Here is a 17,284-nt window from a genome sequence, read left to right as displayed (position 1 = left end):
CGGCCGGACCCCGGTCGCACCCCCGCCGCGGGCCCGACTTCGGGAGGCATGTCTTGGCCGTGGAATCCGCGGGTACCCCGTCCGCCCTGGTCCGCACCGAGCGGCGCGGCCACGTGCTGGTGATCCGGATGTGCCGTGCGCACAAGCGCAATGCGGTGGACCGGGCCCTGGCCGACGCGCTGGACGAGGCGTTCAACACCCTGGACGACGATCCCGAGCTGCGCGCCGGTGTGCTGACCGGATCGGACGGGGTGTTCTCTGCGGGCAGCGATCTGACCGCGGACGGCGATTACGTCACGGAGCGCGGCGGTGCGTACGGACTGATCCGGCGGCGGCGCAGCACGCCGCTGGTCGCCGCCGTGGAGGGTCCCGCGCTCGGTGGTGGCCTGGAGCTGGTGCTGGCCTGCGATCTGGTGGTCGCCTCGGCGACCGCGGTGTTCGGGCTGCCCGAGGTGCGCCGTGGCCTGGTGCCGGCCTGTGCCGGTCTGTTCCGTGGGCCGCGGGCGCTGCCGGTGAATCTGGCACGTGAACTCGCCCTGACCGGTGACCCGTTCGATGCGGACCGTGCGTACGAGGCAGGTCTGGTCAACCGGCTCACGGCCGAGGGCGCGGCCCTGGACGCAGCGGTCGCCCTGGCGGCGCGGGTCGCTCGGAACGCGCCCGTGGCGGTACGGGCGAGTCTGGTCGCCATGGACCGCTGGCTCACCGCGGAGGACCCGCTCGGGTGGCGTGCCACGGCGGAGGCGGTGGCCACGGTGGAGGCGTCGGACGATCTGGCGGAGGGAGTTGCCGCGTTCCTCGAGAAGCGCGCGCCGGTCTGGAAGGGCCGCTGAATCTCCGTACCGGGCGCCGACGAGCCGCCGCGCGAACGGATTTCGCGCTCGCCGGTGACCTTTGCGGCCCGTTCGCGTACGGTGTCCCGGCCTCAGCCGCAGGGGGTGTCAGGCCGTCGACCGAGCCGCGAGGAGCCCGCCGTTGCAGTTCACCGTCGAGTACCCGATCAGCGCAGCCGGTCACGACCCGGCGGTCGCCTCCGGCGCGGGGGTGCTGGAGATCGTGCGGGCCGCCGAGCAGTGCGGCTATGACGCGATCGCCTTCACCGAGCATCCGGCCCCGTCCCGGAAGTGGCTGGATGCGGGCGGCCACGCCACGTTCGACGCGATCGCGGCGCTCGGCTTCTGCGCGGCTGCCACCGAGCGGATCCGGCTCATGACCTATCTCCTGGTGCTGCCGTACCACAATCCGCTGGCCGCGGCGAAGGCGCTCGGGACGGTGGACGTGCTGTCCGGCGGGCGGGTCACGGTGGTCGCGGGTACGGGCTATCTGCGGTCCGAATTCCGTGCTCTCGGCGTGGACTTCGACGAACGGAACGCGCTTTTCGACGAGGCCGCGGAGGTGCTCCGCGGGGTGTGGTCGACGACTCCGTACGCCTATCGCGGTCGGCATTTCGAGGCGGGTGGTGTCGCCCAGGTCCCGCCGCCCGTGCAGGCCGGCGGGCCGCCGCTGTGGATCGGCGGGAACAGCGCGCTCGCCCGCCGGCGCGCCGCCCGCCACCAGGGCTGGAGCCCGATGATGGTCTCCGATGAGGTCGCCCGTACGGCCCGTACGCCCGCCCTCGCGTCGGTGGCGGAGCTGGCCCGGCTCGTCGGCTCGGTGCGGGAGTCGGCGGTCGAGTTGCGCGGTGCGGGGGCGCGGGTGGAGGTGCAGGTGCAGACGCCGGAGGGTTCCTGGCCGGTGGACGGCGGGTCCGTGGAGCGGCACCGGGACCACCTCGGGCAGCTTGCGCAGGCCGGGGTGACGTCGTTCGTGCTGCGGCTGCCGGGGAGTTCGGTGGGTGCGGCGGTGGAGGCGCTGCGGCGGTACGCGGACACGTTCGGCCTCTGAGCCGGGCGCAACCAGTGGCCGAAGCACGGGAGTTCAGCCGGTGCGAGGCGGTGGGGCGTGGCTTCCGGCGTGGTCGGTGAGTGCGGGTCCGAGCGCGCCGTCCAGCGTGGCGTGGACGGCGGGCAGCCGGGGCGGTCCGGCCGCGGCGAGGAGGCGTCCGGTGAGCCGGTGCGGACAGACGATCCGCAGATCGCCGTGGCGTTCCGTGATGCGGCGGTGTGCGCGGCGCAGCATCCGCAGTCCGGAGCAGTCGAAGAACGTCGCGGGCGTGAGGTCGATGACCACGAGGGGTTCGGGGGCGGCGGTCATGCGGTCGAGACTCGGACCGATGGCGAGCGCGGCGGCGATGTCGATCTCTCCGGCCAGCTCGAGGACGGTCCGGCCGCGGGCGCGGTGGGTGTGTAACCGGGGCGTTCCGTAGGGGACTTCGGGAAGCGGCATGGCGCGTTCACCTCGGTGGGTCGGCCTGGCCGGGGCACCGGCGCGCGGCCGGTCGTTCGCTCCGGCGAGGGTAGGAAGAACAGCGCGGTTCCTGCCCTGCAGAAACGATCCCCGCAACTCCAAATGCACTCGTGGGGAGGAAGTCGACAGGAACTGCTTGACACGCACCGCGCAGCACCGTCGCAACTTCCGTGCGCAACTCCCGTACCGGCAGACCCAGTTGGTACTGGCGGTAGCTGTCATGGCCGGAACAAGCCAGCTACGGTGGCCGTTCCTCTCCCCCCACGGATCAGGAGCCACCATGCTCGAACGCATCCCGCCGGCGGCGCGCGTCCGCACGTCGGTGCTGGCAGCGGTCGTCGTCAGCGCCCTGTCGGTCACCGGACTGCAGGCGTCCGCGGCACCCGAGCGGGCCGACGCCCCGATGAACCGGGCCTTTGAGCAGGCCTCCGACAAGTACGGCGTGCCACGGGACCTGCTGACCGCGGTCGGCTACGGCGAGACCCATCTGGACGACCACGACGGCCGCCCGAGCCAGGCCCGCGGATACGGCGTCATGCACCTGGTGGACAACCCCAGCCACCGCTCGCTGCGGCAGGCCGCCGGGATCACCGGCCGCAGCACTGCCGAGCTGCGGCGCGACACCGAGGCGAACATCGAGGGCGGCGCGGCCGTCCTGCGTGCGCACGCCGACGCACTCGGGCTCGACCGGGCGGAGCGCGGCGACATCAACGCCTGGTACCCGGCGGTCGCCCGCTACGGCAACACCGAGGGCGCCACGGCCAAGCTCTACGCGGACACCGTCTACGACTTCCTCGCCGAGGGCCTGACCACCACCGTCGACGGCGAGGAGATCACCGTCGACGGCCGCAAGGTCTCCCCCGCCCGCGGCTCGCTCGCGAAGGCCGAGATCGACGCGCAGAGCGAGGACTACCCGCCCGCGCTCTGGGTCCCCGCCTCGACGAGCAACTACGCGTCCGGGCGCTCGGCGACCATCAGCCAGGTCGTGATCCACGTCACCCAGGGCTCGTACGCGGGCACGATCAGCTGGTTCCAGAACCCGGAGGCGGAGACCAGCTCGCACTACGTGGTGCGCTCGTCGGACGGCGAGGTCACCCAGATGGTGCGCGACGCGGACACCGCGTGGCACGCGCGCAGTGCGAACGCCTCCTCGCTCGGCATCGAGCACGAGGGGTACGTCGACGATCCGAGCTGGTTCACCAACTCGATGTACCGGTCGTCGGCCGCCCTCACCAAGCACCTGTGCGAGCGCTACGGGATCCCGAAGGACCGGGAGCACATCGTCGGCCATGTCGAGGTCCCCGGCAACGACCACACCGACCCGGGTCCGCACTGGAACTGGGAGTACTACATGGAGCTCGTCGGCGGCGACTCCGGCGGCGGCACCCCGAGCGACGGCCTGAGCTTCTCCTCGTACGAGACGCAGCGCAGCGGTTCGACGGGGGCTCAGGTGACGGCCGTGCAGTCGCTGCTCAGCAAGCACGGGTACGAGGCCGGGGCTGCGGACGGCGACTTCGGTCCGGCCACGCTGGCCGCGGTGCAGGCCTTCCAGCAGGACGTCGGCCTCGAGGCGGACGGTGTCGTGGGCGCGAGGACCTGGACCGCGCTCCTGTCGGCCGGCTCCAAGCCGGCGGTGAGCAAGGGCAGTTCGGGCGATGCGGTGAAGCGGGTGCAGCGGGCGCTGACCGCGGCGCTCGGCTCCGCCGTCGGCATCGACGGCGAGTTCGGCGACAGGACGGACACCGCGGTGCGCAGCTATCAGGAGAGCCGTGGGCTGACCGTGGACGGTGCGGTCGGCGACGCCACCTGGGAGGCACTGCAGGCCGGCCGCTGAGACCACTCGCAACTGGGTACGCCCCCGCACCGGGCGCCGCGGATCCGTCCGTCCGCGGCGCCTTCGCGCGCGCCCGCCGTGCTGTCTCAGGCCGGGGTACGCCGCGGCTGCGCGAAGGTGTGGAGCTCCAGGATCTCCGGCAGCGGAGCCACGCCCGGTCCGCCCGCGCGCACCCAGGCGACGATGTCCTCGGTCGCGGCTGCGTCGTTGACCAGGCCCAGCCACACCGGCCTGCCGCCGGCGGCGCGTCCCGCCGCGGACGGCTGTACGACCACGACATTCGCCTGCTCGCAGACGTCCAGGCACTCGGAGATCCGGACCGGGACCTCGGACCGCAGTCGCTCCGTCTGCGCCCGGTGATCCACGCCGGGGATCTTCGCCGTGCCGCAGCAGCAGTCGCGGCACACCACCACCCGGCAGGGCACGGGCCCCCTCCCGCCGGTGTCCGTACCGCCGTCCGCCGCCGTGCCGAGCTCAGTGCCGGGAGTCGCATGCACCGCGCCATCCACCTCCGTCCGGGGAGATCCGCCCCGGTGTCGTGTCGAGGTGGCGACCGCGTGAGTCTCCTGGCTCTCGGGTCGACGCTTCTCCGGGCCTTCCCACCCGTACGGCTGCACGGGCAGTGACCATGTCGGGAGTCGCTCGCCGATCACAGTGGCGGGACCGCGCCGGATTCGCACCGGCTTCCTCGGGCCGCAGTCGCCTTGTCGCAGTACATCATCCCATCGGCCCAACGCGTCCTTCGGGCGGGACGGGACGGCGTCGCAGCACCCGGGAGCGTCGTCACGGCACGGTGCAGCGGCCGTCCCACCACCGAGAAGGCCAAGTCACCTCCCGTACCCACTCGCTGGGCGAATTGCATCCCCCACCAGGCGAGAAGAACGTCACAGCCGGTCAGGGGCTGCACATCTGGCCCGTTGGCCTAGCATCCGAGCATGACGGTCCTGCCAGACGACGACCTCTCCTTGGCGACCGAATTCCCTGACGCGACACGTGAACAGTGGCGGCACCTCGTGCTCGGTGTGCTGCGCAAGTCGGGCAAGGAAGTCGACGAGGCCGAGGCGGAGCGAGCCCTCTCCACTCCGTTGGAGGACGGGCTGCACACGCTGCCCCTGTACACGGCGCAAGACGCCGCCCCGAGCCCCGGCCTGCCGGGCTTCGCGCCCTTCGTGCGCGGCGGCCGGCCCGAGGGCAACGCCGTGAGCGGCTGGGACGTGCGCCAGCGGCACGCGGTCCCGGACAACGCCACGGTCCTCGCCGACCTGGAGAACGGGGTCACCTCGCTGTGGCTCACGGTCGGCTCCGGCGGCATCCCCGTCGACGCACTCGACCGGGTGCTGGACGGCGTCTATCTCGATCTCGCTCCGGTGGTCCTGGACGCGGGCGAGGAGACCGAGGCGGCCGCGCGCCGGCTGCTCGGGCTCTACGAGGAGCGGGGCGTCGCCCCGCACGCCGCCCGCGGCAATCTGGGCGCCGACCCGCTCGGCCACGAGGCCCGCACCGGCCGCTCCTACGACTGGGCTCCGGTGGCCGCCCTCGCCCGGGAGTGCGCCGAACGCCACCCGGGCCTGCGTGCCCTGACGGTCGATGCGCTGCCGTACCACGAGGCGGGTGGCTCGGCCGCCGAGGAGCTCGGCTGCTCCCTGGCCACCGCGGTCGCCTGTCTGCGGGAGCTCACCGAGCACGGCCTGACTGCCGAACAGGCCTGCGCCCAGCTGGAGTTCCGGTATGCCGCGACCGCCGACCAGTTCCTCACGGTGGCCAAGCTGCGCGCGGCCCGCCGGCTGTGGGCGCGGGTCGCGGAGGTGTGCGGGGCGCCCGCCGCGGGCGCGCAGCGCCAGCACGCGGTGACCTCGACGGTGATGACGACCCGTCGCGACCCATGGGTGAACATGCTGCGCGGCACCGTCGCCACGCTCGCCGCCGGAGTGGGCGGCGCGGACGCGGTGACCGTGCTGCCCTTCGACGAGGCGATCGGTCTGCCGGACGCGTTCGCGCGCAGGATCGCGCGCAACACCTCCACCATTCTGATCGAGGAGTCGCATCTGGCCCGGGTCGTCGATCCTGCGGGCGGCTCCTGGTACGTGGAGCGGCTCACCGATGAACTGGCCCGTGCGGGCTGGGAGTTCTTCCAGGAGATCGAGCGGGCCGGCGGTCAGGCCGCGGCGCTGCGGTCCGGTCTGGTGCGCGAGCGGATCGCCGCGACCTGGGCGGCGCGCAGCGCGAAGCTGGCCGAGCGCCGTGAACCGGTCACGGGTGTCAGCGAGTTCCCGAATCTGGCCGAGAAGCCGGTCGTACGGGAGCCCGCGCCCGAGCCGCCCGCCGGCGGGCTCCCGCGGGTGCGCCGTGACGAGGCGTACGAGGCGCTGCGCGCCCGCTCCGACGCACATCTCGCCGCGACCGGCAGTCGCCCGCGGGTGTATCTGGCGGCACTCGGCCCGGCCGCCGCACACACCGCGCGTCTCACCTTCGCCGCGAACCTGTTCCAGGCCGGCGGCATCGAGCCGGTCACCGAGGGCACGTATCAGGAGAGCGGCGCCCGGGAGGCCTGCCTGTGCTCCAGCGACGCGGTGTACGAGGAGCAGGCGGGGGCCGCGGTCCGCGAGCTGCGGGACGCGGGCGCGCAGCATGTGTTCCTCGCCGGGCGGCCGGGGTCGTACGACGGGGTCGACACATATGTCTTCGCCGGCTGCGACGCCGTCGCCGTGCTCACCGCCACGCTCGACCGCATGGGAGTGTCCTGATGTCCATCCCCGACTTCTCCGCGATCGATCTGGGCACGCCCACGGCGGACTCGGGCGCCGACGACTGGCGTTCGGCGGTCAAGAAGTCCGCGGGCGGCGACGACCTGCTGTGGGAGACGCCCGAGGGCATCACCGTCAAGCCGCTCTACACCGGGCAGGACCTGGAGGGCCTCGACTTCCTGGACACCTTCCCCGGCATCGCACCGTATCTGCGCGGCCCGTACCCGACGATGTACGTCAACCAGCCCTGGACGATCCGGCAGTACGCGGGCTTCTCCACGGCCGAGGAGTCCAACGCCTTCTACCGGCGCAATCTGGCGGCCGGTCAGAAGGGCCTTTCGGTGGCCTTCGACCTGCCCACGCACCGGGGTTACGACAGCGACCATCCGCGGGTGACGGGTGACGTCGGCATGGCCGGTGTGGCGATCGACTCGATCTACGACATGCGTCAGCTCTTCGACGGCATCCCGCTGGACCGGATGTCGGTGTCGATGACCATGAACGGCGCGGTGCTTCCGGTGCTCGCGCTGTACATCGTGGCCGCCGAGGAACAGGGCGTGCCGCCCGAGAAGTTGGCCGGGACCATCCAGAACGACATCCTCAAGGAGTTCATGGTCCGCAACACCTACATCTATCCGCCGAAGCCGTCGATGCGGATCATCTCCGACATCTTCGCGTACACCTCGCAGCGGATGCCGCGGTACAACTCGATCTCGATCTCCGGCTATCACATCCAGGAGGCGGGTGCGACGGCCGACTTGGAGCTGGCGTACACGCTCGCGGACGGGGTGGAGTACATCCGGGCGGGTCGGGAGGCGGGCCTGGACGTGGACGCGTTCGCGCCGCGGCTGTCGTTCTTCTGGGCGATCGGCATGAACTTCTTCATGGAGGTCGCCAAGCTCCGCGCGGCGCGCCTGCTCTGGGCGAAGCTGGTCGGGCAGTTCGATCCGAAGAACGCCAAGTCCCTTTCGCTGCGCACCCATTCACAGACGTCCGGCTGGTCGCTGACCGCGCAGGACGTGTTCAACAACGTGACGCGTACGTGTGTCGAGGCGATGGCCGCGACGCAGGGCCACACCCAGTCGCTGCACACCAATGCGCTGGACGAGGCGCTTGCGCTGCCCACCGACTTCTCGGCGCGGATCGCCCGCAACACCCAGCTCCTCATCCAGCAGGAGTCGGGGACGACCCGGGTGATCGACCCGTGGGGCGGCAGTGCGTACGTGGAGCGGCTCACCTACGATCTGGCGCGCCGGGCCTGGCAGCACATCCAGGAGGTGGAGCGGGCCGGCGGGATGGCGCAGGCGATCGACGCAGGCATCCCGAAGCTGCGCGTGGAGGAGGCCGCGGCCAGGACGCAGGCGCGGATCGACTCGGGCCGGCAGCCGGTGATCGGGGTCAATAAGTACCGGGTGGAGACCGACGAGGAGATCGATGTCCTCAAGGTCGACAACTCCTCGGTGCGCGCCCAGCAGATCGACAAGCTGCGGCGGCTGCGCGAGGAGCGCGACGAGACGGCCTGCCAGGACGCCCTGGACGCCCTGACCCGGGCGGCCGAGTCGACGGGCAATCTGCTCGATCTGGCGGTACGGGCGGCCCGGGCCAAGGCGACGGTCGGCGAGATCAGTTACGCCCTGGAGAAGGTGTACGGGCGGCACGCTGGCCAGATCCGTACGATCTCCGGTGTGTACCGCAACGAAGCAGGTGAGTCGTCGTCCGTGGACCGGACCCGGTCGGTGGTGGACGCCTTCGCCGAGGCCGAGGGCCGGCGCCCGCGCATCCTGGTGGCCAAGATGGGCCAGGACGGGCACGACCGCGGGCAGAAGGTGATCGCGACCGCCTTCGCCGACCTGGGCTTCGACGTGGATGTCGGCCCGCTGTTCCAGACGCCGGGCGAGGTGGCGCGGCAGGCGGTGGAGGCGGATGTGCACATCGTCGGGGTGTCCTCGCTCGCCGCCGGGCATCTCACCCTCGTCCCGGCCCTGCGGGAGGCGCTGGCCGAGGAGGGGCGCGAGGACATCATGGTCGTGGTCGGCGGGGTGATCCCGCCGCAGGACGTGGACACGCTCCTGGAGATGGGCGCGGCGGCGGTCTTCCCGCCCGGCACGGTCATCCCGGACGCGGCCCGTGACCTGGTGGCGCGGCTCGCGGCCGAGCTCGGCCACGGCGACCTGTGAGCCGGTGACGATGGCCATCGAGCTCGACGCGTACGTCAAGGGAGTACTCGACGGGAAGCGGGCGATCGTCTCCCGGGCGATCACCCTTGTCGAGTCCACCCGGCCCCAACACCGGGCGCTGGCACAGGAGTTGCTGACGCGGCTGCTGCCGCACAGCGGCCATGCGCGGCGGATCGGCATCAGCGGTGTGCCGGGGGTGGGCAAGTCGACGTTCATCGACGCCTTCGGCACGCTGCTCACGGGGCTCGGTCACCGGGTGGCGGTGCTGGCCGTCGACCCGTCGTCCAGCCGGACGGGCGGGTCGATCCTCGGCGACAAGACGCGGATGGAGCGTCTCGCCGTCGACCCGGCCGCGTTCGTACGCCCCTCCCCCACGGCCGGGACGCTCGGCGGGGTCGCGAAGGCGACCCGGGAGTCCATCGTGGTGATGGAGGCGGCCGGTTACGACGTGGTGCTCGTGGAGACCGTGGGGGTCGGCCAGTCCGAGACGGCCGTGGCGAACATGGTCGATTCCTTCCTGCTGCTCACCCTGGCCCGTACCGGCGACCAGCTGCAGGGCATCAAGAAGGGCGTGCTCGAACTCGCGGACGTCATCGCCGTGAACAAGGCGGACGGTCCGCACGAGCGCGAGGCGCGCGGAGCGGCGCGTGAACTCTCGGGCGCGCTGCGCCTGATGCACGGAAAGGACGCCTTCTGGACGCCTCCGGTGCTCAGTTGCAGCGCCCGCGAGGGGTCGGGGCTCGAGGAGGTGCGCGACCGGCTCGAGCAGCACCGGACGCTGCTCGAGTCGACTGGGCGTCTCGCGGAGCGCCGTCGTGACCAGCAGGTCGACTGGACCTGGGCCATGGTGCGCGACGAGCTGCTCGGCCGTCTGCAGGCCGATCCGGCGGTACGGCGCATCGCGCCCGATCTGGAACGCCGGGTTCGCGACGGAGAGTTGACGGCCACGCTGGCCGCGGAGCGGATCCTCGGGGCGTTCCGGGAGCCGTAGTCACCTGGTGCTGTTCGGCTTCGAAAGGCCCAACTCCCGTTCGCCCAGGGGCTCGAAGAAGCGCTCCACATCGTCGTCGGTGACGTCGGCGAGCGATGCGGGCGTCCAGCGGGGGTTGCGGTCCTTGTCGATGATCTGGGCGCGTACGCCCTCGACGAGGTCCGGGCGGGTGAGTGCGGCGCAGGAGACGCGGTACTCCTGGTCGAGCACGCTCTCGAGGGAGTCGAGCCGCCTGGCCCTGCGGAGCGCGGCCAGCGTGACCTTGAGGGAAGTGGGCGACTTGGCGTGCAGGGTCTCCGCGGCCTCCTTCGCGGCCGGGTCGCCGTGTGCGAGCAGGCGCCGGCGGATCTCCTCGACGGTGTCGGCGGAGTAGCAGCTGTCGATCCACTCGCGGTGCTCGGCCAGTTCGGCCCCCGGGGCGGGTCGGGTGTGCCGTTCGACGGCCTCCTCGACCGGCAGGTCCCCGAGGTCGGTGACGAAGGCGTCGACGGCGTCCGACGGCAGGAAGTGGTCGGCGAGCCCGCACAACAGGGCGTCTCCTGCACCGATGTGAGTCCCCGTCAGGGCCAGGTGGGTGCCCAGCTCGCCGGGCGCACGCGCCAGCAGATACGTACCGCCGATGTCCGGTACGAAGCCGATGCCGGTCTCCGGCATGGCGACCCGGGACCGCTCGGTGACCAGGCGCACGCTGCCGTGTGCGGAGACGCCGACGCCGCCGCCCATCACGATGCCGTCCATCACGGCGACGTACGGCTTGGGGTAGCGGGCGATGCGCGCATTGAGGTGGTACTCGTCGCGCCAGAACAGCGCCGACTCGGCTCCGTCGCTGTCGCGTGCGTCGTCGTGCACCGCGCGGATGTCGCCGCCCGCGCACAGGCCGCGCTCGCCGGCCCCGGTGATCACGACGGCATGCACGGCCGGGTCGTGCTCCCAGGCGGTGAGGGCCTCGTCGATGCGGCGCACCATGGTGTGGTTCAGGGCGTTGAGCGCGCGGGGGCGGTTGAGGGTGAGGTGGGCGGCCCGTCCGCGGGTGTCGAGCAGGACGGGTTCCTCGGTGCCGCTCATCGGCAGTGCTCCGCCCGGGTCGGGGCGACGGTGACGCGCATGGTGTCGTTCGTTCCTTCCGTTTCGCGGGCGGTACGTGCCCACTCTGGCACGCACGCGCGGGGGCCCGGGGCGCGGGACCTGCCTGCGCGTGGACGTCGAGCGCCTGGGCCGTCCGTTCGCGCCGGGTACGTCGGGTTGGGTAGCGTTCTCCGGGTTCGGACGGTGGGGCACGGGGGTACGGCGATGACCGGGTACGAGGCGGCGGAAGGTGTACGCCTGCAGGCGCTCACGGACGACGATCCGGCGGAGATCTCCGGATACCGGCTGCGGGGCAGGATCGGCAGCGGCGGAATGGGCCGGGTGTATNTCCGGCGGAGATCTCCGGATACCGGCTGCGGGGCAGGATCGGCAGCGGCGGAATGGGCCGGGTGTATCTCGCGTACACGCCGGGAGGACGGGCGGTCGCCGTCAAGGTCGTACGGCGGGAGCTGGCGGACGACGAGGGGTTCCGGCGCCGGTTCCGGCAGGAGGTGCGGGCGGCCACGCGGGTGCACGGGCTGTTCACCGCGTCGGTGATCGACAGCGATCCGGAGGCGCCGAGCCCGTGGCTGGCCACCGCGTATGTACCGGGCCCCTCGCTCGCGGAGGCGGTCGCGCGGCACGGCGCGCTGCCGGCCGACACGGTGCTGCTGCTTCTGGCCGGCGTCGCCGAGGCGTTGCAGTCCGTGCATGCGGCCGGCATCGTGCATCGCGATCTCAAGCCGTCCAATGTGCTGCTCGCGGCGGATGGTCCGCGGGTGATCGACTTCGGGATCGCCCGCGCCGCGGAGGCGACGGCGCTGACCGCCGGCGGGTACGTGGTGGGGACGCCGGCGTACATGTCCCCGGAGCAGGCCACGGCGTCGGGGGCCGTAGGGCCGGCCAGTGATGTGTTCGCGCTCGGCCAGATCGCGGCGTACGCGGTGACCGGTGCGCCGGCCTTCGGCGACGGCAGTGTGCAGGCCGTGCTGTACCGGGTGGTGCACGAGACGCCGGACATCTCTCGGGTGCCGGAGCCGCTGCACGCTCTGGTGGCGCGCTGTCTGCACAAGGAGCCCGCCGAGCGCCCTTCGCCGGCCGAGATCATGGCCGAATGCCGGGCGGCGGTGGATGTGGCGACGGAGCTCGGGCGGCCCGGGCAGTGGCTGCCTGCGTCGCTCACCGCGGCGTTTTCGTCAGCGCTCGAGCGGGGCGCGGAGGAAGACGACGGCACACCGCAGCCCGCGGCCGACTCGGATGCAGGCGGCGGCGACCAGCCACGCGCGGCGGACGGCGATCCGCCGGTGGTCGTCACCCCGGCCGCCGCTCCCGCGTCCGCCCCGCGCCGCCGCGCGTGGCTGGTCGCCGCCGCCTGTGCGGGTCTGCTGCTCGCGGCGGGCGGCGGGTACGTACTCGCGTCGGGCGACTCGGACGGCTCCGACCGGGCGGGCTCCGACCCTCGTCCGGCGCCGAGCGCCACCGCGGACGAAGGCCCCGCGAAGGACCGTACGAGCAATCCCACGCAGGACCCCGCACAGAGCCCGACCACTCCCCCGCCCGACCCCGATCCGACGGCGCGCGGCACCGTGCGGCTGCCGCACGGCTGGCACGTCGAGCTGGACAAGTCCCCGCTCGAGCCGGTCCGTTCGGGCTCCTGGAACAAGGACGAGATCGACGTCCGGTACCACGACGGGCGGCTGCGCACCCGCGACGGGAACCGTCTGGCCCTGCTTGCCGACCGGCGCGAGGGGTCGCTTGCGGTCTGCCGCAAGCAGGTGACCTTCGCGAAGGACATCGCCCTCGACGGCGTCGGGTCCGGACGTCAGATCTGCGTCTTCACCCAGGACGGGCATGCCGCCCTGGTCACGCTGCGCGAGGTCGTACCGGCGCAGCACGCCTCGTTCACCCTCGCGGTCTGGCCCGACGCGGCGCCCCGGACGTGAGGCGCACGGCACCGGCACGCGCCGGGGCCGGGACGGGAGTCGTGTGCTCCCGCCCCGGCCCCGAGTCGGCCGTGGGGTGTGCCGTTCAGGCCGCGTAGCCCTTCGGCGGGATCAGCGAGGCGAGCTGGTCGAAGGACAGCCAGTAGATCTGGTTGCCGCCGAAGGAGGCGGGGTCGGCGATGAGTACGGTGCGGTTGGCGTCGTCGTAGCCGATCACCGTGAAGTAGTGGTAGATCGTCTGGTCCGGCGGGTAGCCGGGCGGCTGGTTCCCCGGCGGGGCGACGATGTTCGTCACCAGCGGGTAGTTGTTGTCGATGTCCAGGACGATGTCGTTCCACAGCAGGTCCTTCTGGCCCTGCGTGGGCGGGTCGTTCGGCATCTCCTTGGTCTCGTACCAGCCGGTGCCGAGATTCGCGTTGAGTACGCCGGTGACCTGGCTGATGTGGTCCGTGCCGGCCTCCGTCGTGCCGAGCTGCACCGCGAGATCGGCCTGGCTGGGCGGCGTGACACGGGCCGAGAGGGCGATACGAGTCGCGGCGGGCCCGCACCAGTAGCCGGTCTCCTGGACCTGGTAGTCGACCGGCAGGGTGTGGGCGTCCTTGGTGTGCACGCCGTCGATCTCCAGCCGGGTGCCGGGCTCGTTCTGCCCGCTGACCACCGCGGTCCCGGATGTGGATCCGTGGTCGAGCACGGACACCGGGCTCGGTTCGGCGGGTGCCGCCTGGGCGACGGCGGTCGGGCTGACCAGTGCGCCGACGGCGGCGGTGGCCACGGCGGTGGCGAGAAGTCTCTTGCGCATACGGGCTCCTGACGGAGGAGAGGGACGGGGAGCGGGATTCCTGCGGGTCCGGTCAGGGGATCGGCGGCACGGTCGGGCTCTCGCTGGCCAGCAGGTCGCGGGCGAACTGCTCCCACTGCGCATAGCGGTCGGGGTAGGCGGAGCGCTGGACGGCCTGGCAGACGTCACCGGGCGGCATCGTCTCCCAGCCGGCGATCTGGATCAGACCCGGATTGCTGCCGAACGGGGCCACTCCGTAGAAGGACTTGGAGGAGGTGGGCACGTGCGTGATCTGTTCCGGTGTGCCCCAGCCGGTGCTGGGGCGCTGCTGGAAGATGCCGAGCGAGTCGTGGTCCACCGGGGTCAGGTAGTTGACGAACTTGGACTCCTGCATGGCCGTCATCAGGGCGATGACCTGGCCCTGTTCGGAGATTCCCGCGCCCTTGCCGACGCCTATCACGGTGCGGGCGTTGGCGAGTTCCTCGGGGCCGAGGTCGGCCGCGGTGCGGAAGGTGGCGCGCAGTTCGGTGTCGGTGGCGTCCTGCAGGGCGGCCGCGGTTCTCCGGTCGACCTGGCCGGTCGCGGGGAGTCCGTGGCGGGCCTGGAAGGTCTCCAAGCCCTGTCCGGGGGCGGCCTGTTCGGCCGTGGCGGTCTGGGCCGGAGCGGCCTGGGCGAGTCCGGGGCCTGCGAACAGGGCGCCGGCGACGCCGAGTACGGCGGCCGCGGCGGCCGGGCGGGTGAGGGCAGTGCGTGCCACTGCGTCATCTCCTTGTCCGGATCGTCGTCCTCGTCCGTCCGCCCCCCTACGGCGCCGGACCGGTGCGGTCGACGCGCGTAGTTGGGCGGTATATGGGGTGAGCGGGCGGGGGACGGTGGGGGGATGGGGTCATGCAAGTGCCGTATGCAACGCACTCGTTGGTCGTCGAGGGTGTGACGGCACGCCGCCAGGATCAGGGCATGGCCATGTCACACACAAGGCCTGAAAGCACAGGCTTACGGACCGAGGGTGGGCGTGCCCCCGCCGCCCCCACCTCAGAAGTCCGGTACGGGGCCGGCGACTTGAGGCTCACTGCTGCGCACCAGGTCACGACCCGCCGCGGTCGCCACGTGCAGGGACCGGCCGTCCTTGCGGACGGTGACCACAAGGCCGGCCTCCCGTAGCACCTTCATGTGCTGGCTGATCGCCGGATGGGTCACGCCGAGCAGCCGGGCGAGCTCCATCGTGGAGGCGCCGGTGCGCACCGCGCGCAGCACGGATGCCCGGGTGTGGCCCAGGAGTTGGCCGAGCGCTCCTCCCCCGTCGGCCGCGCCCGTGGCGGCGGGCAGGATCCAGTCCGGATCGTGCTCGATGGGGTGGACGAGCACGGGCGGCAGGCTGTCGTCGGCGAGTGTGATGGCGGTGGGCCAGCAGAAGAACGACGGCTGCAGCGTCAGGCCACGGCCGTGGAGATGCAGCTCGTGGTCCACCGGATAGTCGACCTCGAGCACCGGCGGCCGCCATCTGAAGCGTGGGCCGAGTCCCATGAGGAGGCCCTCCGTGCCGCCGTCGAGCAGGCCCCGCAGCCGCCGGATCCGGTCGGCGTCGATCTGGGCGTGGATCCTCGGCCAGAACGGCGCGAGTGCCTCTTCGTGGTAGGCCCGCAGCGCCTGCCCGAGGCGCAGCAGTGCGCCACCGTCACCGAGGGCCAGGGCCCGCGTCCAGTCCGGCAGCGGGCGGGCGGCCGCGACCCGCTGCAGGTCCCTGCGCAGTCGCGGTTCCGGAGTGCGTACGAGCGTGTCGACCGCGGCCTTGAAGGTCTCGCCGCCACCGACGGTGGGGGTGAGGAAGTCGGGAGAGCTGCCGTGCGGCGGGAGCAGCGGGGACAGGAAGCGGCAGCTGGCCGGGAGCCGTGGCCGCACCCAGCGGCGCCAGCGGCCGAACACCCCTTCGCCGTCGCGGCGTTGAAGTGTCTGCACGCTGTTGCTGAGCTCCCACAGATGGTCCGGTCCCGCCGCCACCCGCACCCGCCCGAGATCCTCGGCGGCGAAGTGCACCCGTAACACCGGCACGTCCACCCCCGCCTCTGCATACATCCACTCGAGCCCGGCCCCGGGCGTCCGGCACACCAGCGGACCGCCGGTTGGGGGGCTGTGTCAAGGGCCCGAGGGCCGCCGGCGGGCCGCTACGCCGGGACGCGCCGCGCCACCTCGCTGACGACGAAACCGCTGCGGGGGCGGGTCGGGACGCGGCGCAGCGGGATGCGCAGATCCTGCGCCGGGACGCGGTGGTCGAGGCGGGCAAGACGGGGCAGCAGGCAGGTCAGTACGGCCAGGGTGATGTCCTCGCCGGGGCAGCGGTGCCCTGCGGAGGTCTCGCCGCCGCCCTGCGGGACCAGTTCGTCACGGCCCGGTTCGCGGCCGGTGAAGCGCTCGGGGTCGAACGTGTAGGGAGAGTCCCAGAGTTCGGGGTCGTGATTCTGACCGTAGAGGTCGAGCAGGACGAGACCGCCTTCGGGCAGGGTGGCACCCTGCCACTCCAGGGGGCGCGACGCCAGACCTGCGGTGAAGGGCGCGAACGGGTAGAAGCGGCGCACCTCGTGGGCGAAGGCGCGGGGCAGGGCATCGCGCTCGCGGGCAAGGCGTTCGCGCAGGTGCGGATTGCGGTGCAGGGCGTGGGCACCGAAGACGGTGAACCAGGTGATGGCGACGGTGGGCCGCAGGACGTTGAGGAGCTCCACGGCGGCTGTCCTGGCGTCCAAGGGCATCCCGTCCGCGTCCCGGTGGGCGGCGACGGCGTGGACGACACCGGTGCCGCCTGCCGGTACGCGGGTGCGCCGGGTCTCCTCGACGACCTGGGCGAACCGCTCCTCCTGGCGGCGGCGCGCACGGCGGGCCCGCAGGTGCCGGGGGCCCGCGGTGGCGAAGCCGTCCACCATGGCCACCAGGTCGTCCGCCAACTCCCTCATTTCCGAGGGATTCTGACGGCCCGGTGGAATCCCCGCCCAGCCGCAGACGGCGCGGGTGAGCAGCAGACTCACCTCGTCGAAGAGCGTGACCTGCGGGCGCTCGCGCCAGTCCACCACGGCGCGGTCCCATTCCGTTCCGACCCGCTCCGTCAGGTCGCGGACGCCGTCGGCGTCGCGCAGGAGCGATACGAACAGCGCCTTGCGGGCGCGGTGTTCGGGGCCGTCCAGGGTGTGCACCGCGCCTTTGCCGAAGAGGGTGCTCAGGACCGGTTCGGGCAGCGCGGTGTGCCGGCGTACATGGTCCTCGTCGTAGAAGAAGCGGACCGCGGCGGGACCGCGCAGCGCGAGCGCCGGCTTGCCCAGGAGTCTGGTGCGTACGGGTCCGTGGCCCTGCCGGCGAGCCAGGTCCGGCAGCCAGGCGTAGCCCTGGCCGAGCAGGCTGAACGTGTTGTCCCACATCG

Annotated in this window: 14 protein-coding genes and 1 riboswitch; of the genes, 7 read left to right on the top strand and 7 right to left on the bottom strand. The window is 72.4% G+C overall.

The features are described from left to right. Positions 1-59: 59 nt before the first annotated feature. Together DY218_RS21710 and DY218_RS21705 are read left to right on the top strand one after the other, a co-directional pair. The gene (locus DY218_RS21710; protein WP_325052015.1) at positions 60-833 is read left to right on the top strand and encodes an enoyl-CoA hydratase-related protein; all 774 of its coding nucleotides are present in this window, start codon (positions 60-62) and stop codon (positions 831-833) included. Positions 834-975: 142 nt separating this feature from the next. Next, positions 976-1,884, top strand: coding sequence for a TIGR03619 family F420-dependent LLM class oxidoreductase (locus tag DY218_RS21705; RefSeq protein ID WP_128557785.1), 909 nt, complete (start codon positions 976-978; stop codon positions 1,882-1,884). A gap of 33 nt (positions 1,885-1,917) precedes the next feature. On the opposite strand, the gene DY218_RS21700 is transcribed toward DY218_RS21705, so the two are convergent. Next, positions 1,918-2,325, bottom strand: coding sequence for an STAS domain-containing protein (locus tag DY218_RS21700; RefSeq protein ID WP_128557784.1), 408 nt, complete (start codon positions 2,323-2,325; stop codon positions 1,918-1,920). A gap of 301 nt (positions 2,326-2,626) precedes the next feature. Between DY218_RS21700 and DY218_RS21695 the strand changes: the two genes are divergently transcribed. Beyond that, a complete protein-coding gene (locus DY218_RS21695; RefSeq protein WP_128557783.1) occupies positions 2,627-4,180 on the top strand; it encodes a peptidoglycan-binding protein in 1,554 nt (517 codons plus the stop codon). A gap of 86 nt (positions 4,181-4,266) precedes the next feature. On the opposite strand, the gene DY218_RS21690 is transcribed toward DY218_RS21695, so the two are convergent. After that, complete coding sequence (locus DY218_RS21690) at positions 4,267-4,677, bottom strand: (2Fe-2S) ferredoxin domain-containing protein (RefSeq protein WP_128557782.1); 411 nt, start codon at positions 4,675-4,677, stop codon at positions 4,267-4,269. A 62-nt stretch (positions 4,678-4,739) separates the two neighbouring features. Further along, positions 4,740-4,870: riboswitch (cobalamin riboswitch) on the bottom strand. 245 nt (positions 4,871-5,115) lie between these two features. On the opposite strand from DY218_RS21690, the gene DY218_RS21685 reads away from it, so the two are divergent. The 3 genes from DY218_RS21685 to meaB are packed head-to-tail and all read left to right on the top strand — an operon-like array spanning position 5,116 to position 10,092. Beyond that, positions 5,116-6,924, top strand: coding sequence for a methylmalonyl-CoA mutase subunit beta (locus DY218_RS21685; protein ID WP_128557781.1), 1,809 nt, complete (start codon positions 5,116-5,118; stop codon positions 6,922-6,924). After that, the gene (gene scpA, locus DY218_RS21680; protein ID WP_128557780.1) at positions 6,924-9,101 is read left to right on the top strand and encodes a methylmalonyl-CoA mutase; all 2,178 of its coding nucleotides are present in this window, start codon (positions 6,924-6,926) and stop codon (positions 9,099-9,101) included. The genes DY218_RS21685 and scpA overlap by 1 nt, the downstream gene beginning before the upstream one ends. Before the next feature lie 10 nt (positions 9,102-9,111). Beyond that, positions 9,112-10,092, top strand: a complete 981-nt coding sequence (gene meaB, locus DY218_RS21675; protein WP_128557819.1) for a methylmalonyl Co-A mutase-associated GTPase MeaB — start codon at positions 9,112-9,114, stop codon at positions 10,090-10,092. Here meaB and DY218_RS21670 read toward each other — a convergent pair whose 3' ends face one another. Next, on the bottom strand, positions 10,093-11,157 hold the full coding sequence (locus DY218_RS21670; protein WP_128557779.1) for an enoyl-CoA hydratase/isomerase family protein: 1,065 nt from the start codon (positions 11,155-11,157) through the stop codon (positions 10,093-10,095). It lies immediately after the preceding gene. A gap of 401 nt (positions 11,158-11,558) precedes the next feature. Between DY218_RS21670 and DY218_RS21665 the strand changes: the two genes are divergently transcribed. Then, entirely contained in the window at positions 11,559-13,100 is a 1,542-nt protein-coding gene (locus DY218_RS21665; protein WP_233521790.1) for a serine/threonine-protein kinase, read from the top strand. An 85-nt stretch (positions 13,101-13,185) separates the two neighbouring features. Here DY218_RS21665 and DY218_RS21660 read toward each other — a convergent pair whose 3' ends face one another. The 4 genes from DY218_RS21660 to DY218_RS21645 form a co-directional block, all read right to left on the bottom strand. Then, a complete protein-coding gene (locus tag DY218_RS21660; RefSeq protein WP_128557777.1) occupies positions 13,186-13,899 on the bottom strand; it encodes a C39 family peptidase in 714 nt (237 codons plus the stop codon). Positions 13,900-13,951: 52 nt separating this feature from the next. Then, positions 13,952-14,635 (bottom strand): peptidoglycan-binding protein, encoded by a 684-nt coding sequence (locus tag DY218_RS21655; RefSeq protein ID WP_128557776.1) that lies wholly within the window; start codon positions 14,633-14,635, stop codon positions 13,952-13,954. A gap of 275 nt (positions 14,636-14,910) precedes the next feature. Continuing rightward, positions 14,911-15,921: a helix-turn-helix domain-containing protein gene (locus DY218_RS21650; protein WP_128557818.1), complete on the bottom strand. Its 1,011-nt coding sequence runs from the start codon at positions 15,919-15,921 to the stop codon at positions 14,911-14,913. Between the two features lie 119 nt (positions 15,922-16,040). After that, positions 16,041-17,282: a cytochrome P450 gene (locus DY218_RS21645; protein ID WP_128557775.1), complete on the bottom strand. Its 1,242-nt coding sequence runs from the start codon at positions 17,280-17,282 to the stop codon at positions 16,041-16,043. Positions 17,283-17,284: the final 2 nt, after the last annotated feature.

Source organism: Streptomyces triticagri (assembly GCF_003429565.1).
Lineage (GTDB): Bacteria > Actinomycetota > Actinomycetes > Streptomycetales > Streptomycetaceae > Streptomyces > Streptomyces triticagri.
The sequence above is the reverse complement of the archived record's forward strand: the minus strand, read 5'-3'. Positions and strand labels throughout refer to the sequence as shown.

Excerpts from the sequence above, each read along its gene's own strand:
- DY218_RS21700 (WP_128557784.1), bottom strand. The coding sequence starts at position 2,325 with ATGCCGCTTCCCGAAGTCCCCTACGGAACGCCCCGGTTACACACCCAC.
- DY218_RS21695 (WP_128557783.1), top strand. The coding sequence starts at position 2,627 with ATGCTCGAACGCATCCCGCCGGCGGCGCGCGTCCGCACGTCGGTGCTG.
- DY218_RS21685 (WP_128557781.1), top strand. The coding sequence starts at position 5,116 with ATGACGGTCCTGCCAGACGACGACCTCTCCTTGGCGACCGAATTCCCT.
- scpA (WP_128557780.1), top strand. The coding sequence starts at position 6,924 with ATGTCCATCCCCGACTTCTCCGCGATCGATCTGGGCACGCCCACGGCG.
- meaB (WP_128557819.1), top strand. The coding sequence starts at position 9,112 with ATGGCCATCGAGCTCGACGCGTACGTCAAGGGAGTACTCGACGGGAAG.
- DY218_RS21670 (WP_128557779.1), bottom strand. The coding sequence starts at position 11,157 with ATGAGCGGCACCGAGGAACCCGTCCTGCTCGACACCCGCGGACGGGCC.
- DY218_RS21665 (WP_233521790.1), top strand. The coding sequence starts at position 11,559 with ATGGGCCGGGTGTATCTCGCGTACACGCCGGGAGGACGGGCGGTCGCC.
- DY218_RS21660 (WP_128557777.1), bottom strand. The coding sequence starts at position 13,899 with ATGCGCAAGAGACTTCTCGCCACCGCCGTGGCCACCGCCGCCGTCGGC.
- DY218_RS21645 (WP_128557775.1), bottom strand. The coding sequence starts at position 17,282 with ATGTGGGACAACACGTTCAGCCTGCTCGGCCAGGGCTACGCCTGGCTG.